17 protein-coding genes are annotated in these 20,011 nt (G+C 68.4%); 11 read left to right on the plus strand and 6 right to left on the minus strand.

The annotated features are described in order from the left end of the window. Nucleotides 1-105 precede the first annotated feature (105 nt). The 3 genes from xseB to dxs are packed head-to-tail and all read left to right on the plus strand — an operon-like array spanning nucleotide 106 to nucleotide 3,159. Nucleotides 106-357, plus strand: coding sequence for an exodeoxyribonuclease VII small subunit (gene xseB, locus ACG00X_RS01510; protein ID WP_394486159.1), 252 nt, complete (start codon nucleotides 106-108; stop codon nucleotides 355-357). Between the two features lie 2 nt (nucleotides 358-359). Further along, on the plus strand, nucleotides 360-1,247 hold the full coding sequence (locus tag ACG00X_RS01515) for a polyprenyl synthetase family protein (RefSeq protein ID WP_394486160.1): 888 nt from the start codon (nucleotides 360-362) through the stop codon (nucleotides 1,245-1,247). 13 nt (nucleotides 1,248-1,260) lie between these two features. Then, the gene (gene dxs / locus ACG00X_RS01520) at nucleotides 1,261-3,159 is read left to right on the plus strand and encodes a 1-deoxy-D-xylulose-5-phosphate synthase (RefSeq protein WP_394486161.1); all 1,899 of its coding nucleotides are present in this window, start codon (nucleotides 1,261-1,263) and stop codon (nucleotides 3,157-3,159) included. A gap of 66 nt (nucleotides 3,160-3,225) precedes the next feature. On the opposite strand, the gene ACG00X_RS01525 is transcribed toward dxs, so the two are convergent. Together ACG00X_RS01525 and ACG00X_RS01530 are read right to left on the minus strand one after the other, a co-directional pair. Further along, on the minus strand, nucleotides 3,226-3,678 hold the full coding sequence (locus ACG00X_RS01525) for a DUF3592 domain-containing protein (protein WP_394486162.1): 453 nt from the start codon (nucleotides 3,676-3,678) through the stop codon (nucleotides 3,226-3,228). Nucleotides 3,679-3,757: 79 nt separating this feature from the next. Then, nucleotides 3,758-4,633, minus strand: coding sequence for a LysR family transcriptional regulator (locus ACG00X_RS01530; protein WP_394486163.1), 876 nt, complete (start codon nucleotides 4,631-4,633; stop codon nucleotides 3,758-3,760). A gap of 70 nt (nucleotides 4,634-4,703) precedes the next feature. Between ACG00X_RS01530 and lysA the strand changes: the two genes are divergently transcribed. From lysA to ahpF, 3 genes are all read left to right on the plus strand, one after another. Further along, the gene (gene lysA, locus ACG00X_RS01535; RefSeq protein ID WP_394486164.1) at nucleotides 4,704-5,948 is read left to right on the plus strand and encodes a diaminopimelate decarboxylase; all 1,245 of its coding nucleotides are present in this window, start codon (nucleotides 4,704-4,706) and stop codon (nucleotides 5,946-5,948) included. Between the two features lie 310 nt (nucleotides 5,949-6,258). After that, a complete protein-coding gene (ahpC, locus tag ACG00X_RS01540) occupies nucleotides 6,259-6,822 on the plus strand; it encodes an alkyl hydroperoxide reductase subunit C (protein WP_394486165.1) in 564 nt (187 codons plus the stop codon). Nucleotides 6,823-6,977: 155 nt separating this feature from the next. Then, nucleotides 6,978-8,531 carry an alkyl hydroperoxide reductase subunit F gene (gene ahpF / locus ACG00X_RS01545; protein ID WP_394486166.1) on the plus strand — a complete coding sequence of 518 codons (1,554 nt, stop codon included), beginning with the start codon at nucleotides 6,978-6,980 and terminating at the stop codon, nucleotides 8,529-8,531. 84 nt (nucleotides 8,532-8,615) lie between these two features. Here ahpF and ACG00X_RS01550 read toward each other — a convergent pair whose 3' ends face one another. Together ACG00X_RS01550 and rarD are read right to left on the minus strand one after the other, a co-directional pair. Then, entirely contained in the window at nucleotides 8,616-8,858 is a 243-nt protein-coding gene (locus ACG00X_RS01550) for a glutaredoxin family protein (protein WP_394486167.1), read from the minus strand. 44 nt (nucleotides 8,859-8,902) lie between these two features. Beyond that, nucleotides 8,903-9,778, minus strand: coding sequence for an EamA family transporter RarD (gene rarD / locus ACG00X_RS01555; RefSeq protein ID WP_394486168.1), 876 nt, complete (start codon nucleotides 9,776-9,778; stop codon nucleotides 8,903-8,905). An 86-nt stretch (nucleotides 9,779-9,864) separates the two neighbouring features. Between rarD and ACG00X_RS01560 the strand changes: the two genes are divergently transcribed. Genes ACG00X_RS01560 through ACG00X_RS01570 form a run of 3 tightly spaced genes read left to right on the plus strand, consistent with a single transcriptional unit; the run spans nucleotide 9,865 to nucleotide 12,711 of the window. After that, nucleotides 9,865-10,134: a MoaD/ThiS family protein gene (locus tag ACG00X_RS01560; RefSeq protein WP_394486169.1), complete on the plus strand. Its 270-nt coding sequence runs from the start codon at nucleotides 9,865-9,867 to the stop codon at nucleotides 10,132-10,134. Nucleotides 10,135-10,138: 4 nt separating this feature from the next. After that, on the plus strand, nucleotides 10,139-11,209 hold the full coding sequence (locus ACG00X_RS01565) for a WD40/YVTN/BNR-like repeat-containing protein (protein WP_394486170.1): 1,071 nt from the start codon (nucleotides 10,139-10,141) through the stop codon (nucleotides 11,207-11,209). 56 nt (nucleotides 11,210-11,265) lie between these two features. Beyond that, nucleotides 11,266-12,711: a methyl-accepting chemotaxis protein gene (locus ACG00X_RS01570; RefSeq protein ID WP_394486171.1), complete on the plus strand. Its 1,446-nt coding sequence runs from the start codon at nucleotides 11,266-11,268 to the stop codon at nucleotides 12,709-12,711. A 40-nt stretch (nucleotides 12,712-12,751) separates the two neighbouring features. Here ACG00X_RS01570 and ACG00X_RS01575 read toward each other — a convergent pair whose 3' ends face one another. Beyond that, on the minus strand, nucleotides 12,752-13,621 hold the full coding sequence (locus ACG00X_RS01575) for an ADP-polyphosphate phosphotransferase (RefSeq protein WP_394486172.1): 870 nt from the start codon (nucleotides 13,619-13,621) through the stop codon (nucleotides 12,752-12,754). Between the two features lie 117 nt (nucleotides 13,622-13,738). Here ACG00X_RS01575 and ACG00X_RS01580 point away from each other — a divergent pair, with 117 nt between their 5' ends. Both ACG00X_RS01580 and ACG00X_RS01585 read left to right on the plus strand, forming a co-directional pair. Beyond that, a complete protein-coding gene (locus ACG00X_RS01580) occupies nucleotides 13,739-15,709 on the plus strand; it encodes a CocE/NonD family hydrolase (protein WP_394486173.1) in 1,971 nt (656 codons plus the stop codon). Between the two features lie 70 nt (nucleotides 15,710-15,779). Further along, complete coding sequence (locus tag ACG00X_RS01585; RefSeq protein ID WP_394486174.1) at nucleotides 15,780-17,693, plus strand: CocE/NonD family hydrolase; 1,914 nt, start codon at nucleotides 15,780-15,782, stop codon at nucleotides 17,691-17,693. 42 nt (nucleotides 17,694-17,735) lie between these two features. Here ACG00X_RS01585 and ACG00X_RS24205 read toward each other — a convergent pair whose 3' ends face one another. Continuing rightward, a complete protein-coding gene (locus ACG00X_RS24205) occupies nucleotides 17,736-19,910 on the minus strand; it encodes a hypothetical protein (protein ID WP_474102793.1) in 2,175 nt (724 codons plus the stop codon). Nucleotides 19,911-20,011 lie beyond the last annotated feature (101 nt).

The raw sequence follows: 20,011 nt of genomic DNA on the forward strand, positions 1-20,011 counted from the left end.
GAGGTTGGGGATTCTACCCAGGCCGTCGGTCAGGGGCTACAGCCGGGGCTTCGTTGTGCGGCGAGCCCAGGTCGGCTGTCTACAATCGGCGTTTCGCGTTTTGAAATGACAAAGTCTTCCCCCCGCGCCAAGGCTGCCGCATCCGACGGCGGCGAACTCAGCTACGAGCAGGCGCTCGATGAGCTGGAACGTCTGGTGGCGGCCATGGAAGGCCAGCAACTGCCCTTGGACCAGCTGCTGCAGAGCTACCAGCGCGGGTCGGCGCTGCTGGCCTTGTGCCGTGGTCGCCTGCAGGCTGTGGAGCAGCAGGTCAAGCTGCTGGATGGGGCAGAGCTGAAGGCCTGGGAGGGCTCTTGAACATGGAAGCAAAAGACTTCGATCGCTGGGTGGACCAGTCGCTGCTCGCCTTCGAGGCGACGCTGGACGACCTGGTGCCGGCCGGCGCCCCCGCTGGCCTCGGTGAGGCGATGCGCTATGCGTCGCTGGGCGGCGGCAAGCGTTTGCGTCCCTTGCTGGTGCTGGCCAGCTGCGCAGCCGTCAACGGCGACCGCTTCGCGGCGATGCGTGCGGCCTGCGCCGTAGAGCTGATTCACGCTTACTCGCTGGTGCATGACGACATGCCCTGCATGGACAACGATGTGCTGCGTCGGGGCAAGCCGACCACCCATGTCGCGTTCGGCGAGGCCCAGGCCATGCTGGCGGGCGACGCGATGCAGGCGCTGGCCTTCGAGGTGCTGACGCCCGACAGCGGCATCGCCCCGGCCCTGCAGGCGCGGCTGTGCGCGCTGCTGGCGCGTTCGGCCGGTCATGACGGCATGGCCGGTGGCCAGGCCATCGACCTGGCCAGCATCGGCAGGCAGCTGGATGAATGCACCTTGCGTGACATGCATCGGCGCAAGACTGGCGTGCTGCTGCAGGCCAGCGTGGTCATGGGCGCGGCGTGCGGCGACGTGTCGGCCGGCGCCGCGCAGTCGCTGTCGGCCTATGGGGCGGCGCTCGGGCTGGCCTTCCAGGTCGTTGACGACATTCTCGATGTCACGCAGGATTCCGTCGTGCTGGGCAAGACGGCCGGCAAGGATCAGGACGCCAACAAACCCACCTACGTCAGCGTGCTGGGGCTGGAGCCGGCCAAGGGGCTGGCGCAGCAACTGCGCGCCGAGGCCAAGGCGGCGTTGGTGGCCAGCGGGCTGGCCGATGTCAGCCACCTCAGCCTGTTGGCCGACTCGGTCGTCGAGCGTGTGAACTGAAAGGTTTCGCCCCATGGACTACACGCTGCTGAACGGCATTTCCAGCCCGGCCGACCTGCGCCGGCTTCCGCGCACCGAGCTGCAGCGCGTGGCCGACGAGTTGCGCGCCTACGTGCTGGAGAGTGTCTCCAAGACCGGCGGCCACCTGGGGTCCAACCTGGGCACCGTCGAGCTGACGGTGGCGTTGCATTACGTGTTCAACACGCCGGAGGACCGGCTGGTGTGGGACGTCGGCCACCAGACCTATCCGCACAAGGTGCTGACCGGCCGCCGCGACCGCATGCCGACGTTGCGCCAAATCGGCGGCATCAGCGGCTTCCCGCGCCGCGACGAAAGCGAGTACGACACCTTCGGCACCGGGCACTCCTCCACCTCCATCTCGGCGGCGCACGGCATGGCCATGGCGGCCAAGCTCAAGGGCGAGAACCGCAAGGCCGTGGCCATCATCGGCGACGGCTCGATGACGGCCGGCATGGCTTTCGAGGCGCTGAACAACGCCGGCGTGGCCCACGGCGGCTTGCTGGGTGACGTGCTGGTCATCCTGAACGACAACGACATGTCGATCAGCCCGCCGGTCGGTGCGCTGAACAAATACCTGGCGCGCCTCATGAGCGGCAGCTTCTACACGGCGGCCCGCGAGGGCGCCAAGAGCGTGTTGAAGAACACGCCGCTGTACGAGTTCGCGCGCAAGTTCGAGGAACACACCAAGGGCATGGTCGTGCCGGGCACGATCTTCGAGGAGTTCGGCTTCAACTACGTCGGCCCCATCGACGGTCACGACCTCGATACGCTGGTGCCGATGCTGGAGAACCTGCGCGACAAGAAGGGGCCGCAGTTCCTGCACATCGTCACGAAGAAGGGGGCGGGCTACAAGCTGGCCGAGGCTGACCCGGTCAAGTACCACGCCGCGTCGGGCAAGTTCGACCCGGCCGTGGGCTTCGTCAAGCCGGCAACGCCCCCGAAGACGACCTTCACGCAGGTGTTCGGCGAATGGCTGTGCGACATGGCCGAGCAGGACGAGCGGCTGGTCGGCATCACGCCGGCCATGCGCGAGGGCTCCGGCATGGTGGAGTTCCATCAGCGCTTTCCGCAGCGCTATCACGACGTGGGCATCGCCGAGCAGCATTCGGTGACCTTCGCCGCCGGTCTGGCCTGCGAAGGCATCAAGCCGGTCGTCGCCATCTATTCCACCTTCCTGCAGCGCGCCTACGACCAGATGGTTCACGACGTGGCCATCCAGAATTTGCCGGTGCTGTTTGCGCTGGACCGTGCCGGCCTTGTCGGGGCGGATGGCGCCACGCATGCCGGCAACTACGACATCGCCTTCACGCGCTGCATTCCCAACATGGCGGTGCTGACGCCCGCCGACGAGAACGAATGCCGTCAGGCGCTCTACACCGGCTTCATGCATGACGGCCCGGTGACCGTGCGCTACCCGCGTGGTGCGGGCGCGGGCGTCACGCCGGTGAAGGCCATGACGGCCCAGCCCTGGGGCAAGGGCGAGGTGCGCCGCAAAGGGCAGCGCATTGCCATCCTCGCGTTTGGCACGTTGCTGTACCCGTCGTTGGAGGTGGCCGAGCGCCTGGACGCGACGGTGGCCAACATGCGCTTCGTCAAGCCACTGGACGCCGACCTGGTGGCCGAGCTGGCCCGCACGCATGACGCGCTGGTGACCGTCGAGGACGGCTGCGTGATGGGGGGCGCGGGCAGTGCGGTCACCGAGGCGCTGAGCGCCGCCGGCATCAGCATTCCGGTGCTGCAACTGGGTCTGCCCGACGAGTTCGTCGAGCATGGCGACCCGGCCAAGCTGATGAGCCTGTGCGGGCTGGACGCCGCCGGCATCGAGGCCAGCATCGTCAAGCGCTTTGGCGTGAAGCCTAGCGTCGTCCGCGCGGCGAACGAGCGGGGCTGATCGCCTGCACTGTCAGCAAGCAGCGACCGCTATCTTGCCGAGTTGCAGTCAGGCCATCTGACTGGCTCACCGGGAGCGCTTCGGGAAAATGAAGCTCATCACCAGAATCGCGATGCCGCCCAGCAGTACGTAGCGCCCGAGGTCCCTCTCGGCATCGGAAAAGTCTTCCTTGTTGACGTCGTCAAGTGTGTGCGGATCTTCAGGAAGATAGCGAACCGTCAGCACCGCTGGGCCCGATTTGCTTCGCAAAGCCCGACCCAACTCGGTGGAAACGCCGACTTCGTCGCGGATCTCTTGACCGGCTTCGGTCGTGAAACGGATATGGGCGGTGTAGTCGCTGTCCTCGTGGTTTCGCTTCTTTTCCCGCCAATCCAACTTGACGATCTGCGCATCGGCCGTCTTGCCATGTGCGCTTAAGGCAGCTGTCCTCGCCGCATGCTTGTGGCCCAAGAACATAAAGAGGGCGCCGAGGCCGATAAGGCAAACCGCCGCATTGGGGCTGCGAAGAAGTCCGAACATGTGCTTGATCTCCCTGACCGCTGATCAGTCCCTGGCCTGTTATACGGCGCAGGGCTTTGTTTGTCGGCTTGATTGTGCGTCAGTCCTGAAGGGCGGCTAGCAGCGCGCGAACCAGCGGCTGCGCCGGCCGGTGCAGTGGGATCAGCGCGAACACGCGGTAGGGAATCGACACCGACAGCGGGCGCACGACGAGGCTGTCGCTGGCGCAGGCCGCAGCCGTCAGCGGGTTGACGATGGCGACGCCCAGGCCGGCTCGCACTAGTTCGCACACCGCCACTGCGCTGTGGGTCTGCAGCCGCAGCCGGCGCTGCACGCCGGCCGCCTCGAACCGGCCGTCGATCTCGCGGCGGTAGGGGTCGTCCTCGGCCAGGCTGATGAAGTGCTGGCCGGCAAAGTCCTGCAGGTCTAGTCGCGGCCGTGACGTGAGGGCGTGCCCGGCCGGCAGCAAGGCGACTTCGTCGGCCTCCAGCACCGGCTCGACCCGCACGCCTGGCGGTGCCGTCGCCTGCTCGGCCAGCCCGAGGTCGAAGCGCTGTTCGCTCATCCAGCCGTCCAGCAATGGTGGCTCGGCGGGCGTGATCGAGACCTGCGCCGCCGGGTGGTCGGCCAGCAGCGCGCCCAGAGCGCCCGGCAGCAGCGCGTGGCTGAGGGCCGGCAGGCTCAGCACGCTGAGTTCCGTGTCCTCCGATCTACCCAGGGCCTCGGCGCGTTCGATGACGCGGGCCAGGCCCTGGAAGCTGCGCTCCACTTCGTCGAACAAGGCGCGCGCCCGCGCCGTGGCCTTCAGGCGGCCGCGCTCGCGCTCGAACAAGGCGTAGCCGAGGAGTTGCTCCAGGCGGGCAAGGTCGCGGCTGAGCGTCGGCTGCGAGGTGTGCAACAGCGCCGCGGCGGCGGTGACGCTGCCGGCCGTCATGACGGCGCGGAAGACTTCGATGTGGCGGTGCTGGATATCCATATCAAAAATCGATTGTCCGCCGACAAATTGCAATTTGATTGAATGGCTGGCGGCGGGCATGCTGCAAGACATGACCAAGCCCCTGCCGACCGCCCTGACGCCCTCCCGCCTGCAAGCCCTGGCTGCCGAACACGGCACGCCGCTGTGGGTCTACGACGCCGCCACCATCCGCGCCCGTGCCGCGTCGCTGAAGCGTTTCGACGTTGTCCGCTTCGCGCAGAAAGCCTGTTCCAACATCCACGTGCTGAAGCTGCTGCGCGAGGCCGGTGTGAAGGTGGATTCGGTGTCGCGCGGTGAGTTGTTGCGCGCGCTCGCCGCCGGCTACGCGGTAGGCGGCGATGACATCGTCTTCACCGCCGACCTGCTGGACCACGCGACGCTGGCCACCGTCGTCGAGCACCGCATTCCCGTCAACGCCGGCTCCATCGACATGCTGCACCAGCTGGGCACCGCGTCGGCCGGCCACCCGGTCTGGCTGCGCATCAACCCCGGCTTCGGCCACGGCCACAGCCACAAGACCAACACCGGTGGCGAGCACAGCAAGCATGGCATCTGGCACGCCGACCTGCCGGAGGCGCTGGCTGCCATCCGCCAGCACGGGCTGAAGCTCGCCGGCCTGCACATGCACATCGGCTCGGGCGTGGACTACGGCCACCTGGCGCAGGTCGGCCAGGCCATGGTGGGCCTGGTGAAGCAGACCGTCGCGGCCGGCCACGACCTGCACGCCATCTCGGCTGGCGGCGGCCTGTCGATTCCCTACCGCGACGGCGATGCCGGCATCGACGTCGACCACTACTTCGACCTGTGGGACACGGCCCGCCGCGAGGCCGAGGCGCTGGTGGGCCACCAGCTGACGCTGGAACTGGAGCCCGGCCGCTATCTCGTCGCCGAAAGCGCCGTGCTGCTGGCCGAGGTGAGGGCGGTGAAGAACGCGGGCGCCAACCGCTTCGTGCTGGTGGATGCCGGCTTCAACGAATTGATGCGGCCGGCGATGTACGGCAGCTTCCATGCGATGACGCTGTTGCCCCAGGACGGCGTGGCGCGGCCGCTGCGGGAGTCGGTGGTGGCCGGGCCGCTGTGCGAGTCTGGCGACGTGTTCACGCAAGGCGCCGGTGGCGAGGTGCTGACGCGGGCGCTGCCCGACGCGCGCGTCGGCGACCTGCTCGTCATCCACGATGCCGGGGCCTACGGCGCCTCCATGTCCAGCAACTACAACAGCCGACCGCTCGCGGCCGAGGTGCTGGTGGACGGTGAGGCCAGCCGCCTCATCCGCCGCCGCCAGACGGTCGAGGAACTGCTGGCGCTCGAGCGCTGACCGCGCTGCCGCCGCGGGCGGCGCGCGGGGCGGCCATGCCCTCAGCGCCCGCGCGGTGATGCACGGACACGGAGATGCACTAGGCTTGGTGTTGCGGCGTGATGGCGGGGCGGCGGGTGCAGGATGCTGCGGCCCCGCGCCAACGCCGCTTTCGCGTGTGAGGCTGGGTGATGTGGGGCTGTCCTGCGCCGCTGGCCGCCGCCGCGATAGGTTGAATCAATAACGTCGATTTGATAAATGTTTTCAACCGAAAACAGTTCGTCGATATAGTTCTACCCATTCCTTCAACCCGCCCCCTTTGGAGCTCTACATGTCCCTGATCAACAGCCAAGTCCAACCCTTCAAGACCGAAGCCTTCCACAACGGCAAGTTCGTGACCGTCAGCGACGAGACGCTGAAGGGCAAGTGGTCCGTGCTGATCTTCATGCCGGCTGCCTTCACGTTCAACTGCCCGACGGAAGTCGAGGACGCTGCCGACAACTACGCCGAGTTCCAGAAGCTGGGCGCCGAGGTCTACATCATCACGACCGACACGCACTTCTCGCACAAGGTCTGGCATGAAACCTCGCCGGCCGTCGGCAAGGCCAAGTTCCCGCTGGTGGGCGACCCGACCCACACGCTGACCAACGCTTTCGGCGTGCACATCCCCGAAGAAGGCCTGGCGCTGCGCGGCACCTTCATCATCAATCCGGAAGGTCAGATCAAGACCGCCGAAGTGCACTCCAACGAAATCGCCCGTGACGTCAAGGAAACGCTGCGCAAGCTGAAGGCGGCCCAGTACACCGCCGCTCACCCCGGCGAAGTCTGCCCGGCCAAGTGGAACGACGGCGCCAAGACCATCGCCCCGTCGCTGGACCTGGTCGGCAAGATCTGATCCTCGTTCCATGACGAACACCAGGAGCCCGGGAGGGTTCCTGTCTTTCGCAGAGCCAAACCGGTTCTGCTGAAAGGGCCTCCACCCCATCATCGGTGCGGGGACCCTTTCAGCAGTGGCCCGTCTCGCCACGCCTTACTGAAAGGAAGTACCCCATGTTGGATGCCGCACTGAAGACCCAGCTCCAGGGCTACCTGGACCACGTCAAGCTCCCCTTCGAGATTATCGCCTCGCTGGACAACTCGGCCAGCAGCGACGAGATGCGCGAGCTGCTGGAAGAAATCGCCGGCATGAACGACAAGATCTCGTTCCGTGCCGACGGCGTCGACACCCGCACGCCCTCGTTCCTGCTGCGCCGCACGGGCACCGAGCAAAGCCTGCGTTTCGCCGCCATCCCGCTGGGCCATGAGTTCACGTCGCTGGTGCTGGCGCTGCTGTGGACCGGCGGCCACCCGCCCAAGGTCGAGGCCGCGCAGATCGACGCGGTCAAGGCGCTGGAGGTGGATCTCGACTTCGAGATCTACATGAGCCTGACCTGCCACAACTGCCCGGACGTCGTGCAGGCCCTGTCGCTCATGTCGGTGCTCAACCCGCGCATCCGCACGACCGTCATCGACGGCGGCCTGTTCCAGGCGGAGGTGGAAGCGCGCGAGATCATGGCCGTGCCCAGCGTCTACCTGAACGGCGAGCACTTCGTGTCCGGCCGCATCAGCCTGGAAGAGCTGATCGCCAAGCTCGACACCGGTTCGGCCGCGCGTGACGCGAAGAAGCTCGACGCCGAGGAGCCCTACGACATGCTCATCGTCGGCGGCGGCCCGGCGGGCGCGGCGGCGGCCGTGTATGCGGCCCGCAAGGGCATCCGCACCGGCGTCGCGGCCGAGCGCTTCGGCGGCCAGGTCAACGACACCTTGGGCATCGAGAACTACATCTCCGTCTCGATGACCGATGGCCCGAAGTTCGCGGCCGCGCTGGAAGGCCACGTCAAGGACTACAAGGTCGACATCCACAACCTGCAGCGCGCCGAGAAGCTGATCCCGGCCGCGCAGCCCGGTGGCCTCATCGAGGTGGAACTGGCCAACGGCGCCACGCTCAAGGGCAAGACGGTCATCCTGTCGACGGGCGCGCGCTGGCGCAACGTGGGCGTGCCCGGTGAAGCCGAGTACAAGAACAAGGGCGTGGCCTACTGCCCGCACTGCGACGGCCCGCTGTTCAAGGGCAAGCCGGTGGCCGTCATCGGTGGTGGCAACTCGGGCGTCGAGGCCGCCATCGACCTGGCCGGCATCGTCAAGCACGTGACGCTGATCGAGTTCGGCGCCGAACTGCGTGCCGACGCGGTGCTGGTGAAGAAGGCGCGTAGCCTGCCCAACGTCACCATCATCACCAACGCGCAGACGACCGAGTTCACCGGCACCAACGGCAAGCTCGACGGCCTGAACTACACGGACCGCGTCACGGGTGAGGCCAAGCGCGTGGAAGTCGATGGCTGCTTCGTGCAGATCGGCCTGGTGCCCAACACGGAATGGCTGCGCGGCACGGTGGAGCTCAGCAAGCACGGCGAGATCATCGTGGACACCAAGGGCGCGACGTCCGTGCCCGGCGTGTTCGCGGCGGGCGACGTCACGACGGTGCCGTTCAAGCAGATCATCATTGCCGCTGGCGACGGTGCGAAGGCCGCTCTGGGCGCTTTCGATCACCTGATGCGCAGCTGAACGGCCCAGCGCTCGGCCTGCTAGCAGTGGCGGGTCGGGCGGCTCTGGCGGTTGCGCGGGCAGACGGCGGCGCCCTCGGCGGCACTACAGCTTCAGCTGTGCGAGCGCCGCCTGCAGGCCAGCGACGCCGCCGACGCGCTGGTCGTTGATGAAGACCTGCGGCATCTGCCGCACCGCCGGCCCGCACTTCTCATAGAAGGCCAGGCGCTGGGCCTCGTCGTCGATCTTGATCTCCTCGAACGCGAGGCCCTTGGCCTTGAGCAGGCTCTTGACGATGTCGCACTGCGGGCAGGCGGACTTGGAAAAGACGACGATGTTCAGTGGCATGAGGCAATTTTAAAAGAGCCCTTCGGCAGCGGTGGTGCGGGTTGTCATGCGGGCCGGGCGGCGAGGCTGCGCCGCGTCTGCCACAACCCCTCGGCGCTGTAGACGGCCAGCGCGCCCCAGATGCAGCCGAAGGCGACCAGCCGGGATGCGTCCATGGGCTCCCTGAACAGAAACACGCCCAGAAGGAACTGCAGTGACGGCGACACGTACTGGACGATGCCCAGTGTCGCCAGCGGCAGGCGGCGAGCGCCGGCCGCGAACATCAGCAGCGCGCCGGCCGTGAGCGGCCCGGTGCCGATCAGCCAGGCCCAGTCCACCACGGTCTGGCCGGCGAACCCGCCGCCCGTGCCCCAGAACGCGAAGCCGGCCACGCCCAGCGGCGCGAGGATCAGGGTCTCCAGCGACAGACCCTCCAGCGCGCCCAGCGGTGCCGTCTTGCGCATCAGCCCGTAGAAGCCGAAGCTGACCGCCAGCACCAGCGCCACCCAGGGCAGCTGGCCGCCGGCCACCGTCAGCCACAGCACGCCGAACGCCGCCAGCCCCACGGCAAACCACTGTGCCGGCCGCGGCCGCTCGTGCAGCAGCGCAAAGCCCAGCGCCACGTTGACCAGCGGGTTGATGAAGTAGCCCAGGCTGGCGTCGATGACATGCCCGTGGCTCACCGCCCACACATAGACCAGCCAGTTGATGGCGATCAGCGCGGCGGACACGGTGAAGCGACGCCAGGTCGCGGCGCTGACCTGCTTCAGCCACGCGAGGTGCCGCGTCAGCACCAGCACGAGGGCGACGCAGGCCAGCGACCAAAGCGTTCGGTGGGCCACGATCTGCAGCGCCGGGATGGCGGTGATCTGACGGAAATAGAGCGGGAACAGCCCCCAGCTCAGGTAGGCGCCGAGGGCGAAGAGGATGCCGGGGTTCATGGCGCGGATTGTCGTTAAGGGTAAGTCCGGGTGCTCTCGTGGGGGTGTGGACGTCGAATGCGGCCGACCTCAAACGTCGTCCTCGCATGCCGCTCGTCGAGTTCACCCCGCAACTGCACCGCTTCGTCGATGCGCCCGCCTGCCGCTGCGAGGCGACCACACTGCGCGACGCGCTCGAGGCGGCGTTCGCCGCCCAGCCGCGGCTGCGCGGCTACATCGTCGACGAGCAGGGGCATCTGCGCGTGAACGTCGTCGTCTTCATCGACGGCCGGCGGGCACGCGACCTGCGCGGCCTCAGCGACCCGCTAGTGCCCGACAGCCGCATCCACGTCCTGCAAGCATTGTCCGGAGGCTGACACCATGACTGACCGCGCCTGGGCCGCAACCCGCAAAGGCCTGTTCGAACTGCGGCGCCGCCGCACCGGCTGGGAGATCGAACGGCTGAGCTTCGTGGCCGACCCGGTCACCATGCTGCTGCCGCCCGATGCCGCCGGCCACATGCTGGCCGGCCTGAACCTGGGCCATTTCGGCACCAAGCTGCATGCCAGCGACGACGCCGGCCAGACCTGGCGCGAGGTCACGGCACCCAGCTTCCCGCCGCAGCCGGCCGACGCAGCGGGGCCCGAATGGAAGCTGCAGCAGGTGTTCGCGCTGGAGCGCTCGGGCGACGCCATCTGGTGCGGCAGCGTGCCGGGCGGGCTGTTCGTCAGCCGAGATCTGGGCGAGTCCTGGCAGCTCGACGAGACCTTGTGGCGCGACCCGCGGCGCGAGCAGTGGATGGGCGGTGGCAACCCGGCGCCGGCGCTGCATTCCATCTGCCCGCACCCGACGCGGCCGGACGAGTTGCTCGTCGGCGTGTCCTGCGGCGGGGCCTGGCGCACGACGGACGGCGGCCGCACCTGGGGCCTGCGCGCCAGGGGCATGCGGGCCGACTTCATGCCGCCCGACCTCGCCGGCGACGAGAACTCGCAAGACCCCCACCTCATCGCCCGCTGCCGCGCCGTGCCCGAGGTGCTCTGGTGCCAGCATCACTGCGGCATCTACCGGTCCACGGACAACGGCGCAACGTGGGTGCAGACGCAGGCGCAGCCGTCGAGCTTCGGCTTCGCCGTGGCCGCGCATCCCGGTGACCCCGACACGGCCTGGTTCGCGCCGGCGATCAAGGACGAGCGGCGCATTCCCGTCGACGGCGCGTTGTGCGTGACGCGCACGCGTGACGGCGGCCGCTCGTTCGAGGCACTGCGCACCGGGTTGCCGCAGCGCCATTGCTACGACCTCATCTACCGCCACGGCCTGGCCGTGGACGACAGCGGCGAGCGACTGCTCATGGGCTCCACCACCGGCGGGCTGTGGGCCAGCGGCGACGCCGGTGACAGCTGGCAGACCATCTCCTCTCACCTGCCGCCGATCTACGCCGTGAAGTTCGGCTGACTTGCCGCGCGGTGGCCGACTAACATCGCCGCACCAGCATCGAGAGGAGACTCGACATGGGCAACGACGCTTGGGGTGAACGTGGGCGTGTTGAGGGCGGGGCGGCGCGGGCCATCGCGCTTGCGGCGGATCGGCTGATGCTGGTCTGCCTGGGGCTGCACCTGCTGATCGCGCTGGTGCTGGGGCTGTACTTCGGTGGCATCGGCCTGGCGGTCGGGGTGGGCGTGGTGGTCATGGCTGTGGCCGTCGGGCTGCATCTCGGGGCTGGTGGCACCACGCTGTCTGCCAACACGATGGCGGTCGCCGCGATGGCCATGGTGGCGCTGGAGATCCAGCTCGCGCGCGGCATGCTGGAGTTCCACTTCGGCGTCTTCGTCACGCTGGCTTTCCTGCTGACCTACCGGCACTGGGCGCCGGTGCTGACGGGGGCGCTCACCATCGCCGTGCATCACGTGCTGTTCGACCGCCTGCAGGCCGCAGGCGTGGGCGTGTACTGCCTGACGGACCCGGGCTTCTCGCGGGTGCTCATCCATGCCGGCTATGTCGTGGGGCAGACGGCCTTCGAGCTGCTGATCGCCGTGCAGATGCAGCGGCGCCAGGTGGAGCAGGTCGCGCTGGTCAATCTCGTCGAGCACCTGACGGCGCACGAGCGCATCAACCTGGACACCGGCCAGGTCGTGGCTGCCGCCGGCACCGCCGGCTTGCTGCGCGGTGCGGTGGACCGCATCCATGGCGCCGTGCACCAGGTGCAGACCGCCGCGAAGAGCATCGACGGCGCCAGCGCCGAGATCGCCTCGGGCAACCAGGACCTGTCGGTGCGCACCGAGAAGATGGCGGCCAGCCTGCAGTCCACGGCATCGTCGATGGACGCGTTGACGCTGGCGGTGCGGCAGACCGCCGAGTCGGCCCGGCAGGCGCATGGCCTGGCCAGCGGTGCGGCGGGGTCGGCGTCGCGCGGTTCCGGCGTCGTGCAGCAGGTGGTGACGACCATGCAGGCCATCGATGCCAGCGCGGCGCGCATCGCCGACATCACGGGGCTGATCGACTCCATCGCCTTCCAGACCAACATCCTCGCGCTCAACGCGGCGGTGGAAGCCGCCCGCGCCGGCGAGGAGGGGCGCGGCTTCGCCGTCGTGGCCTCCGAGGTGCGCAGCCTCGCGCAGCGCAGCGCGGCGGCGGCGCGTGACATCAAGGGCCTCATCGCGCAGTCCACCGAACAGGTGGCGGCCGGCTCGGGGCTGGTGGCCTCGGCGGGCGAGGCGATGCGCGAGATCGAGGCGGCCGCGCAGCAGGTTGCGGAGCTGATCGGCGACATCGCACGCTCGGCGTCGGAGCAGAGCGAAGGCATCGGCCGCGTGAACCAGGCCGTGGGTCAGCTCGATCAGGTGACGCAGCAGAACGCGGCGTTGGTGGAGCAGTCCGCCGCTGCGGCGGAAAGCCTGCGTGACCAGGCGCAGCGCCTGGCGGACGAGGTTCGTGTGTTCAACACCCGGGCCGCCTGAGCCTATCCGCCGCGCGGGCCGGGCCCGCTCATGAAAATCGTCAGGCCTCGGCGAGCCGCTTGCGGATGCGCTTGAGCGCGGCGGCATCCAGCGTGGGCTCGGGGTAGCTCATCTTCAGCCCGGCGAGCGTGTCGGCGATGACTTGCGACACGATGAGCCGCGCGTTGCGCTTGTCGTCGGCCGGCACGGCGTACCAGGGCGCGTGGGTGCTGCTGGTGGCGGCCAGCATCTCGCCGTAGGCCTTCATGTAGTTGGGCCAGTGCTCGCGTTCGGCGAGGTCATCGGCAGTGAACTTCCAGTTCTTGGCCGGGTCGTCCAGCCGTGCCAGGAAACGCCGGCGCTGCTCCTCGCGGGAGAGGTGCAGGAAGAACTTGATGACCCGCGTGCCGTTGCGGTGCAGGTGCCGCTCCAGCCCATTGATGGATGCGAAGCGCTCGTCCCACAGCTTGGGTGGCCGCGCCGTGGACTTCGGCAGCCCCTGCGCCGCCAGGATCTCGGGATGCACGCGCACGATCAGCACTTCCTCGTAATAGGAGCGGTTGAAGATGCCGATGCGCCCGCGCTCGGGCAGGCATTGCGCGGTGCGCCACAGGAAGTCGTGCTCGAGCTCCTGCGTGCTGGGGTGCTTGAAGCTGAACACCTGGCAGCCCTGGGGGTTCACGCCCGACATCACGTGCTTGATGACGCCGTCCTTGCCCGCCGCATCCATGGCCTGGAAAACCAGCAGCAGCGCGTAGCGGTTGTGGGCGTACAGCAGATCCTGCAGTTCGCTCAGGCGGGTGACTTGCGTTGCCAGTTGGCGTTCGTAGTCGGCGTCGTCGACGTACAGCGGATCGACGGCCGTGGGCCAGTGCTTGAGCTTGACCTTGTGGCCGGGAGCGATGCGAAAGGGCGTGGTGTCGATGGGCATGTCGGGGCCTCCTGCCCGCGAGCGTAGCGGAGCGTCGCAAAGGCGCACCCCTGGCGAACGGCATGGGTGCCGCGTGGTGGCAGACTCGCCGTCTTTGCTCATCGGCGCCCTCCTCCCATGACCCGTTTGCATGCCTTGCTCCTGCTGTTGACGAGCCTCGCCGGCGGCTTCGCCCGCGCGGCCGATGACGACGCACCGGCCGCCAAGTACGAGCCGCGCGAGCACTACACCAAGTACGAGTACCGCGTCGCGGCGCGCGATGGCAAGAAGCTGTTCACGGTGGTGTACATGCCCAAGGACGCAGGGCAGGGCGGCAAGACCTACCCGATGCTGATGACGCGTACGCCCTACAGCTGCGGCCCCTACGGCGTCGATAACTTCGCCGTCCGGCGGCTGGCGCCCAGCGAGGCCTTCCTCAAGGCGGGCTACATCTTCGTCTGCCAGGACGTGCGCGGCCGCTTCATGTCCGAGGGGACCTGGCGCACCATGACGCCGCATCTGGACGTCAAGCGAACGCCGCAGGACGTGGACGAGAGCAGTGACACGCACGACACGGTGCAGTGGCTGCTCGACCACGTGGCGGGCAACAACGGCAAGGTGGGGCTGTGGGGCATCTCCTACCCGGGCTTCTACGCCATCGCGTCGGTGATCGACTCGCACCCGGCCATCAAGGCCGCCTCGCCGCAGGCGCCCATCGCCGACTACTACCAGCGCGATGACGGCTATCACGGCGGGGCGCTGATGCTGGCGCACAACTACGGCTTCTACACGGGTTACCGCCCACAGCAGACGCCCACCGTCGAGCCCAGGAAGTGGCACAGCTTCGACTACCGCGACCGCGACGCCTACAACTACTTCCTCAAGCTCGGCAACCTCGATGCCATTGCGGCGAGCCTGGCCGGCCCGGATGGCAGCCAGCCCGCGCACAACCCGTATTTCGACGAGCTGGTGCAGCATGACAGCTTCGACGACTACTGGCGTTCGCGCCGGCTGCCCGAGCACCTGAAGAACATCCGCGCGGCCGTGCTGACCGTGGGCGGCTGGTACGACGCCGAGGACCTGGCCGGCCCGCTGTCCATCTACCGTGCCGTCGAGCAGCAGAACCCCGGCGTGCCGAACCGGCTCGTCATGGGGCCCTGGGTGCACGGCGGCTGGATGCGCGGCATCGGCCAGCAGCTGGGGGCCATCGGCTTTGACGGCAAGCACAGCGAGTGGTTCCAGAAGCAACTGCTGCTGCCGTTCTTCGAGCAGCACCTTCGCGGCGCCGCCGACGCGAAGATCGCCGAGGCCACCGTGTTCGAGACCGGCACCAACGTCTGGCGCCGCTACGACGCCTGGCCGCCCCGGCAGGCCAAGGTGCAGAGCTTCTACCTGCAGGCCGGCGGCAAGCTGGGCTCTTCAGCGCCCACCGCAGCGGATGCGGCCGACCGTTACGTCAGCGACACCAACCGCCCCGTGCCCTTCATTGCCTACACGGCGCTGGGCATGCCCAAGGACTACATGGTGGGTGACCAGCGCTTCGCCGCCACACGGCCCGACGTGCTGGTCTACGAGACCGAGCCGCTGGAGGACGACCTGACCGTGGCCGGCCCCGTGGGGGTGGAGCTCTTCGTGGCCAGCACCGGCACCGACGCCGATTTCGTCGTCAAGCTCATCGACGTGTGGCCGCAGGACGCTGGGCCGGAGCCGGCGCAGCCGCCGCGCGACAAGGCCGTCGATGTCGAGCCGCCGACGCCCGCGTTCGGCGGCTACCAGCAACTGGTGCGCGGCGACCCGCTGCGCGCGCGCTTTCGCCATGGCTTCGACAAGCCCGAGGCACTGGTGCCCGGCCAGGTCGAGAAGCTGCAGTTCGAGCTGCCGGACCTGAACCACAGCTTCCGCCGCGGCCACCGGCTGATGATCCAGGTGCAGAGCAGCTGGTTCCCGCTGATCGACCGCAACCCGCAGCGCTTCGTGCGCATCCGCAGCGCCAAGCCCGAAGACTTCCAGGTCGCCACGCAAACGGTCTATCGCAGCGGCGCGCAGGCCTCGCGCGTGCAGCTCATGGTCGTCGACCCCGCCCGTGCCGAGCTGCCGCCGGCCAAGTGATCCCCCTGATCTTCTCGAACCGATTGCCCCCACGATGCGCATCCACCTCGCCTGCGGCCTCGCCGCCCTGATGACCCTGACCCCCCTGGCAAGCGCCCTCGCGGCGCCTGCTGACGGTGCTGCCGACGCGCCGCCCAAGTACGAGCCGCGCGAGCACTACACCAAGTACGAGTACCGCATCCCGGCACGCGACGGTAAGAAGCTCTTCACCGCCGTTTACCTGCCCAAGGACCAGAGCAAGCGTTACCCCTTCCTGATGGTGCGCACACCTTACGGTTGCGGGCCGTACGGCGTGGACCGTGGCGAGAGCGTGCGTCATCTGGCGCCGAGCGAGGCCTTCCTGAAGGCGGGCTACATCTTCGTGTGCCAGGACGTGCGCGGCCGCTTCATGTCAGAAGGCAGCTTCGTCGAGATGACGCCGCACAAGGCCGTCAAGACAAGGCCCGCCGACATCGACGAGAGCAGCGATACGCACGACACCGTGCAGTGGCTCATCGACCACGTCGCGGGCAACAATGGCCGCGTCGGCCTCTGGGGCATTTCCTACCCGGGCTTCTACACGGCGGCGTCCATCGTCGATTCGCACCCGGCCATCAAGGCCGCCTCGCCGCAGGCGCCCATCGCCGACCTGTTCATGGGCGACGACAGCTACCACGGCGGTGCGTTCATGCTGGCGGCCAACTTCGGCTTCTACACCTTCTTCAAGCCCCAGCAGACGCCCGTGCTGCCGCCCAAGCAGTGGCCGCAGTTCGACTGGGGCACGCAGGACGGCTACGAGTTCTTCCTGCAGTTCACCAACCTCGACGCGATGTCTGCCCGCATGGCGCGTGACGGCGGGCCGAACCCGTATTTCGACGCCCAGCTCGAGCATGCGAGCTACGACGATTTCTGGAAGCCGCGCGGCCTGACGCCGCACCTGAAGAACATCGGCGCGGCGGTGCTGACGGTCGGCGGCTGGTTCGACGCCGAGGACCTGGCCGGCCCGCTGGCCATCCACCGCGCCATCGGCGCGCAGAGCCCGAAGACGGACAACCGTCTGGTCATGGGCCCGTGGGTGCACGGCGGCTGGGTGGGCGCGCCGGGCCGGCAGCTGGGCCGCGTGCAGTTCCAGCAGCCCACGGCCGAGCAGTTCCAGCGCGACGTGTTGCTGCCGTTCTTCGAGCAGCAGTTGCGTGATGTTGCGCCGGCGACGCCGATCGCCAAGGCCACCGTGTTCGAGACTGGCACCAACGTCTGGCGCCGTTACGACGCCTGGCCGCCCAAGGAAGCCAAGCCCCGCACGCTGTACTTCGCACCCGGCGGCAGGCTCAGCTTCACGCCGCCCTCGGCCGCGCAGCCGGAGTTCGACAGCTGGGTCAGCGACCCGGCCAAGCCCGTGCCTTTCGTCGGCTACACGGCGCTCGGCATGCCGCAGGAATACATGGTAAGCGACCAGCGCTTCGCGTCCACGCGGCCCGATGTGCTGACCTTCCGCAGCGACGTGCTGGAAGAAGACGTGACGGTGGCCGGCCCCATCACCGCGCGCCTGTTCGCCTCCACCTCCGGCACAGACGCGGATTGGGTGGTCAAGCTGATCGACGTCTATCCCAGCGAGTTGGAGGACAGCCCGACGGCCAAGCGCCGAGCGCGCACCGAGGACGTCGAGCCGCAGGAGAGCCCGCTGGCCGGCTACCAGCAACTCGTGCGTGGCGACCCGCTGCGCGGCCGGTTCCGTAAGAGCTTCGAGACGCCGCAGGCCATGGTGCCCGGCCAGGTGGAGGAACTGCGCGTGACGCTGCAAGACGTGAACCACAGCTTCCGGCGCGGCCATCGCATCATGGTGCAGGTGCAGAGCAGCTGGTTCCCGTTGATCGACCGCAATCCGCAGACCTTCGTGCCCATCCGCAGCGCCCGCCCCGAGGATTTCCAGCCGGCGACGCAGAAGCTCTACCGCTGGAAAGGCCAGGCATCGGGCCTGGCGCTGACGGTCATCGAGCCGCGGTGACGCCATCGCGGCGCAGGCCGCGACGGCGGGTGGGTCAAGCCATCACTTCGCGGCGCTGCGCGCGAGGTGCTGGGTGATGCTTTGCATCACCAGCCCCTCCACCGTGGCCTGGCGCAGGCCGAGCTCACGCGAGCCGTTGGCCGTGGTGAACGCGGGGATCTTGGCGTAGCCACAGGTCTGGCCATTGCCGTCACGTTCGGCGGCTGCTTTCACCGTGAGGCTGGTGTCACCGAGCACGGCCACCGGCGCGTCGGCCTGCATCCGTTGGAAGACGCTGCCCTCGTAGCCGGTGCCGTACAGGTAGGCTGACGTCACCGGCGGAGCGCCGGCAGGCGTTGTCCAGCTGAGCGATGCGCTGTCGAGTGCGATGGTCAGCGCGGCGCTGGTCGGCTTGACGTATTGCAGCGCATCGGCCGTCGGTTCAGCCCAAGGGAGCTTGGCCGCGAACTCGGCCGACACGGGCCTGGCGACGGTACGCACGGCGAAGGTGTCGGCTGGCGTGCTGGAGCCGGCCTTGAACACCTCGAACACGTAGCGCGCCAACATCGGGATCGCCGCGAGGTCGACGCCCGGGGCCGGCGCGATCATGTTGGACTTGGCCGTGCTGGGCGTGCCGTCCGCATTGCGGCCGCGCCACTCGTTGTAGAAGTCCGAGCCGGTGTAGGCGGTGCCGTTCTGCGCGACGCCCAGCGTGTAGCGGTTGCTCGTTGCGCTGCTGACCAGGGGCAGCACCGCCGTGCCGGCGGCCGGTGTCGCCGGCAGGCTGCCGTCGTTGGAATAGGTCGCCAGGTAGTCGCTCGTGCCGCAAGCGGAAGAGCGCGCCAGCACGATGCCAGCGTCGGGCAGGCCCGGGCCCTTGACGCGCACGGCGTAGACGGCAGCGCCATTGGGGCCAGCCTGGTTGAACTGCAGGTGGATGCGCGGCGAGTAGGCGTTGAACCAGCCGACGCTCTTGCCGGCATCCGGCCCGCTGGGCGGCGTGTACGGATTGGTGCTGATGTCGGTCGAGCGCAGCATGCGGACGCTGATGCCGGCGTCGTACTTCTGCTGATTGCCTTCGAGTGCCCATCCGGCGGTGAGCTTGCGAGTCGGCTGCACATAGCTGCCGCCGCCTTTGGGGCTCCTGTACGGGAAGCGCACGATGGCGGTGTCGGCGCCGGCATCGGTCTTGAAAAAGCCCAGCACTTCCGGTCGGCCCATCACGGCGCCGTCGGGGATGACGTCATGCAGCTGCTTGCCCCAGTACTGCAGCAGCGTGAAGCCGTTGTGCAGGTAGTTGGTCGTGAAGCCGCTGATCTTGGCGCAGTCGCCCAAAAAGGCGGTGGGGGCTCCGCTGGTGTCGGTGCTCACGCGCTGGGCGGCAGGCAGCGCCAGGCATTTGTTGACGCTCGCCACCCACGGGTCGAAAGCGGTGATGCCGTCGGTGACGGTAGGCGCGGGCAGCGCGGCGGGTGCGGTGGCGCTTGCGTCCTTGACGGTGACCACCGTGCTGCTGGCGGCACCGTCGCCGCCGGTGGCTGCGGGCACGCCCACGACGCGCAGCGTGACGCCGCGCTGGTCGATGGTCGCCTTCACCATGTCCAGCACCTTGTCGGCGCTGCTGGCGCCGTCAGCGGTGAAGGTTGCCGTCAAGGGGTCGTAGCCGGCGGCGCCCAGCGAGGTCGCCACATCCTTGACGATGGTCTTGACCAAGTCCTGGGCCTTCTGCACGCGGGCCGGGTCCAGGGCCTTGAGCTTGTCGGTGCTGGCGAATTCGCCGGGCGTGCTGCCGTCACTGGAGGCGAGCGAGACGATGGCGTCGGTCAACGGCGTGACGTTGGCGTGGCCGGTCGACCCGGCCGCCACGTCGCTGGCGACCAGTGCGCGATAGAGGCGCACCGCTTCGCCGGACGCTGCGGTGGCCGTCACGAGCAGCGGGGCCTTCAGGCCGGTCACGTCGGCCTTGTAGCTGCCGTTGTCGGCGGCGGTGACGGTGACCGTCTTGCCGTTCGCGTCGGCGATGGTGATCTTCGCCTGTGCCAGCGGCGCGCCGTAAGCGGCGGTGCCGTCGAGGAAGGTGCTCGTGGCGACGGGCGGGGCGGTGTTGGGCGAAGAGCTGGCAGGGGCGGGGGTGGTGGTGGTGGTGGAAGCGGGGGTGCTGCTGTCGCCGCCGCCGCCGCAGGCCGCCAAGGTGGCAGCCGCCAGGATGGCCAGTGCCGGGCCATGTCGTTGATTCATCGCGATCTCCCTGAGATGACGTGTTGTTGTGAACGCGATGTTATGTGAGGCGGACGCCACGACTGGCCGTCGACCGATGAGCGTGCGCAGGATGTCACGCC

The sequence above is a fragment of the Pelomonas nitida genome (genome assembly GCF_043555975.1).
Lineage (GTDB): Bacteria > Pseudomonadota > Gammaproteobacteria > Burkholderiales > Burkholderiaceae_C > Pelomonas > Pelomonas nitida.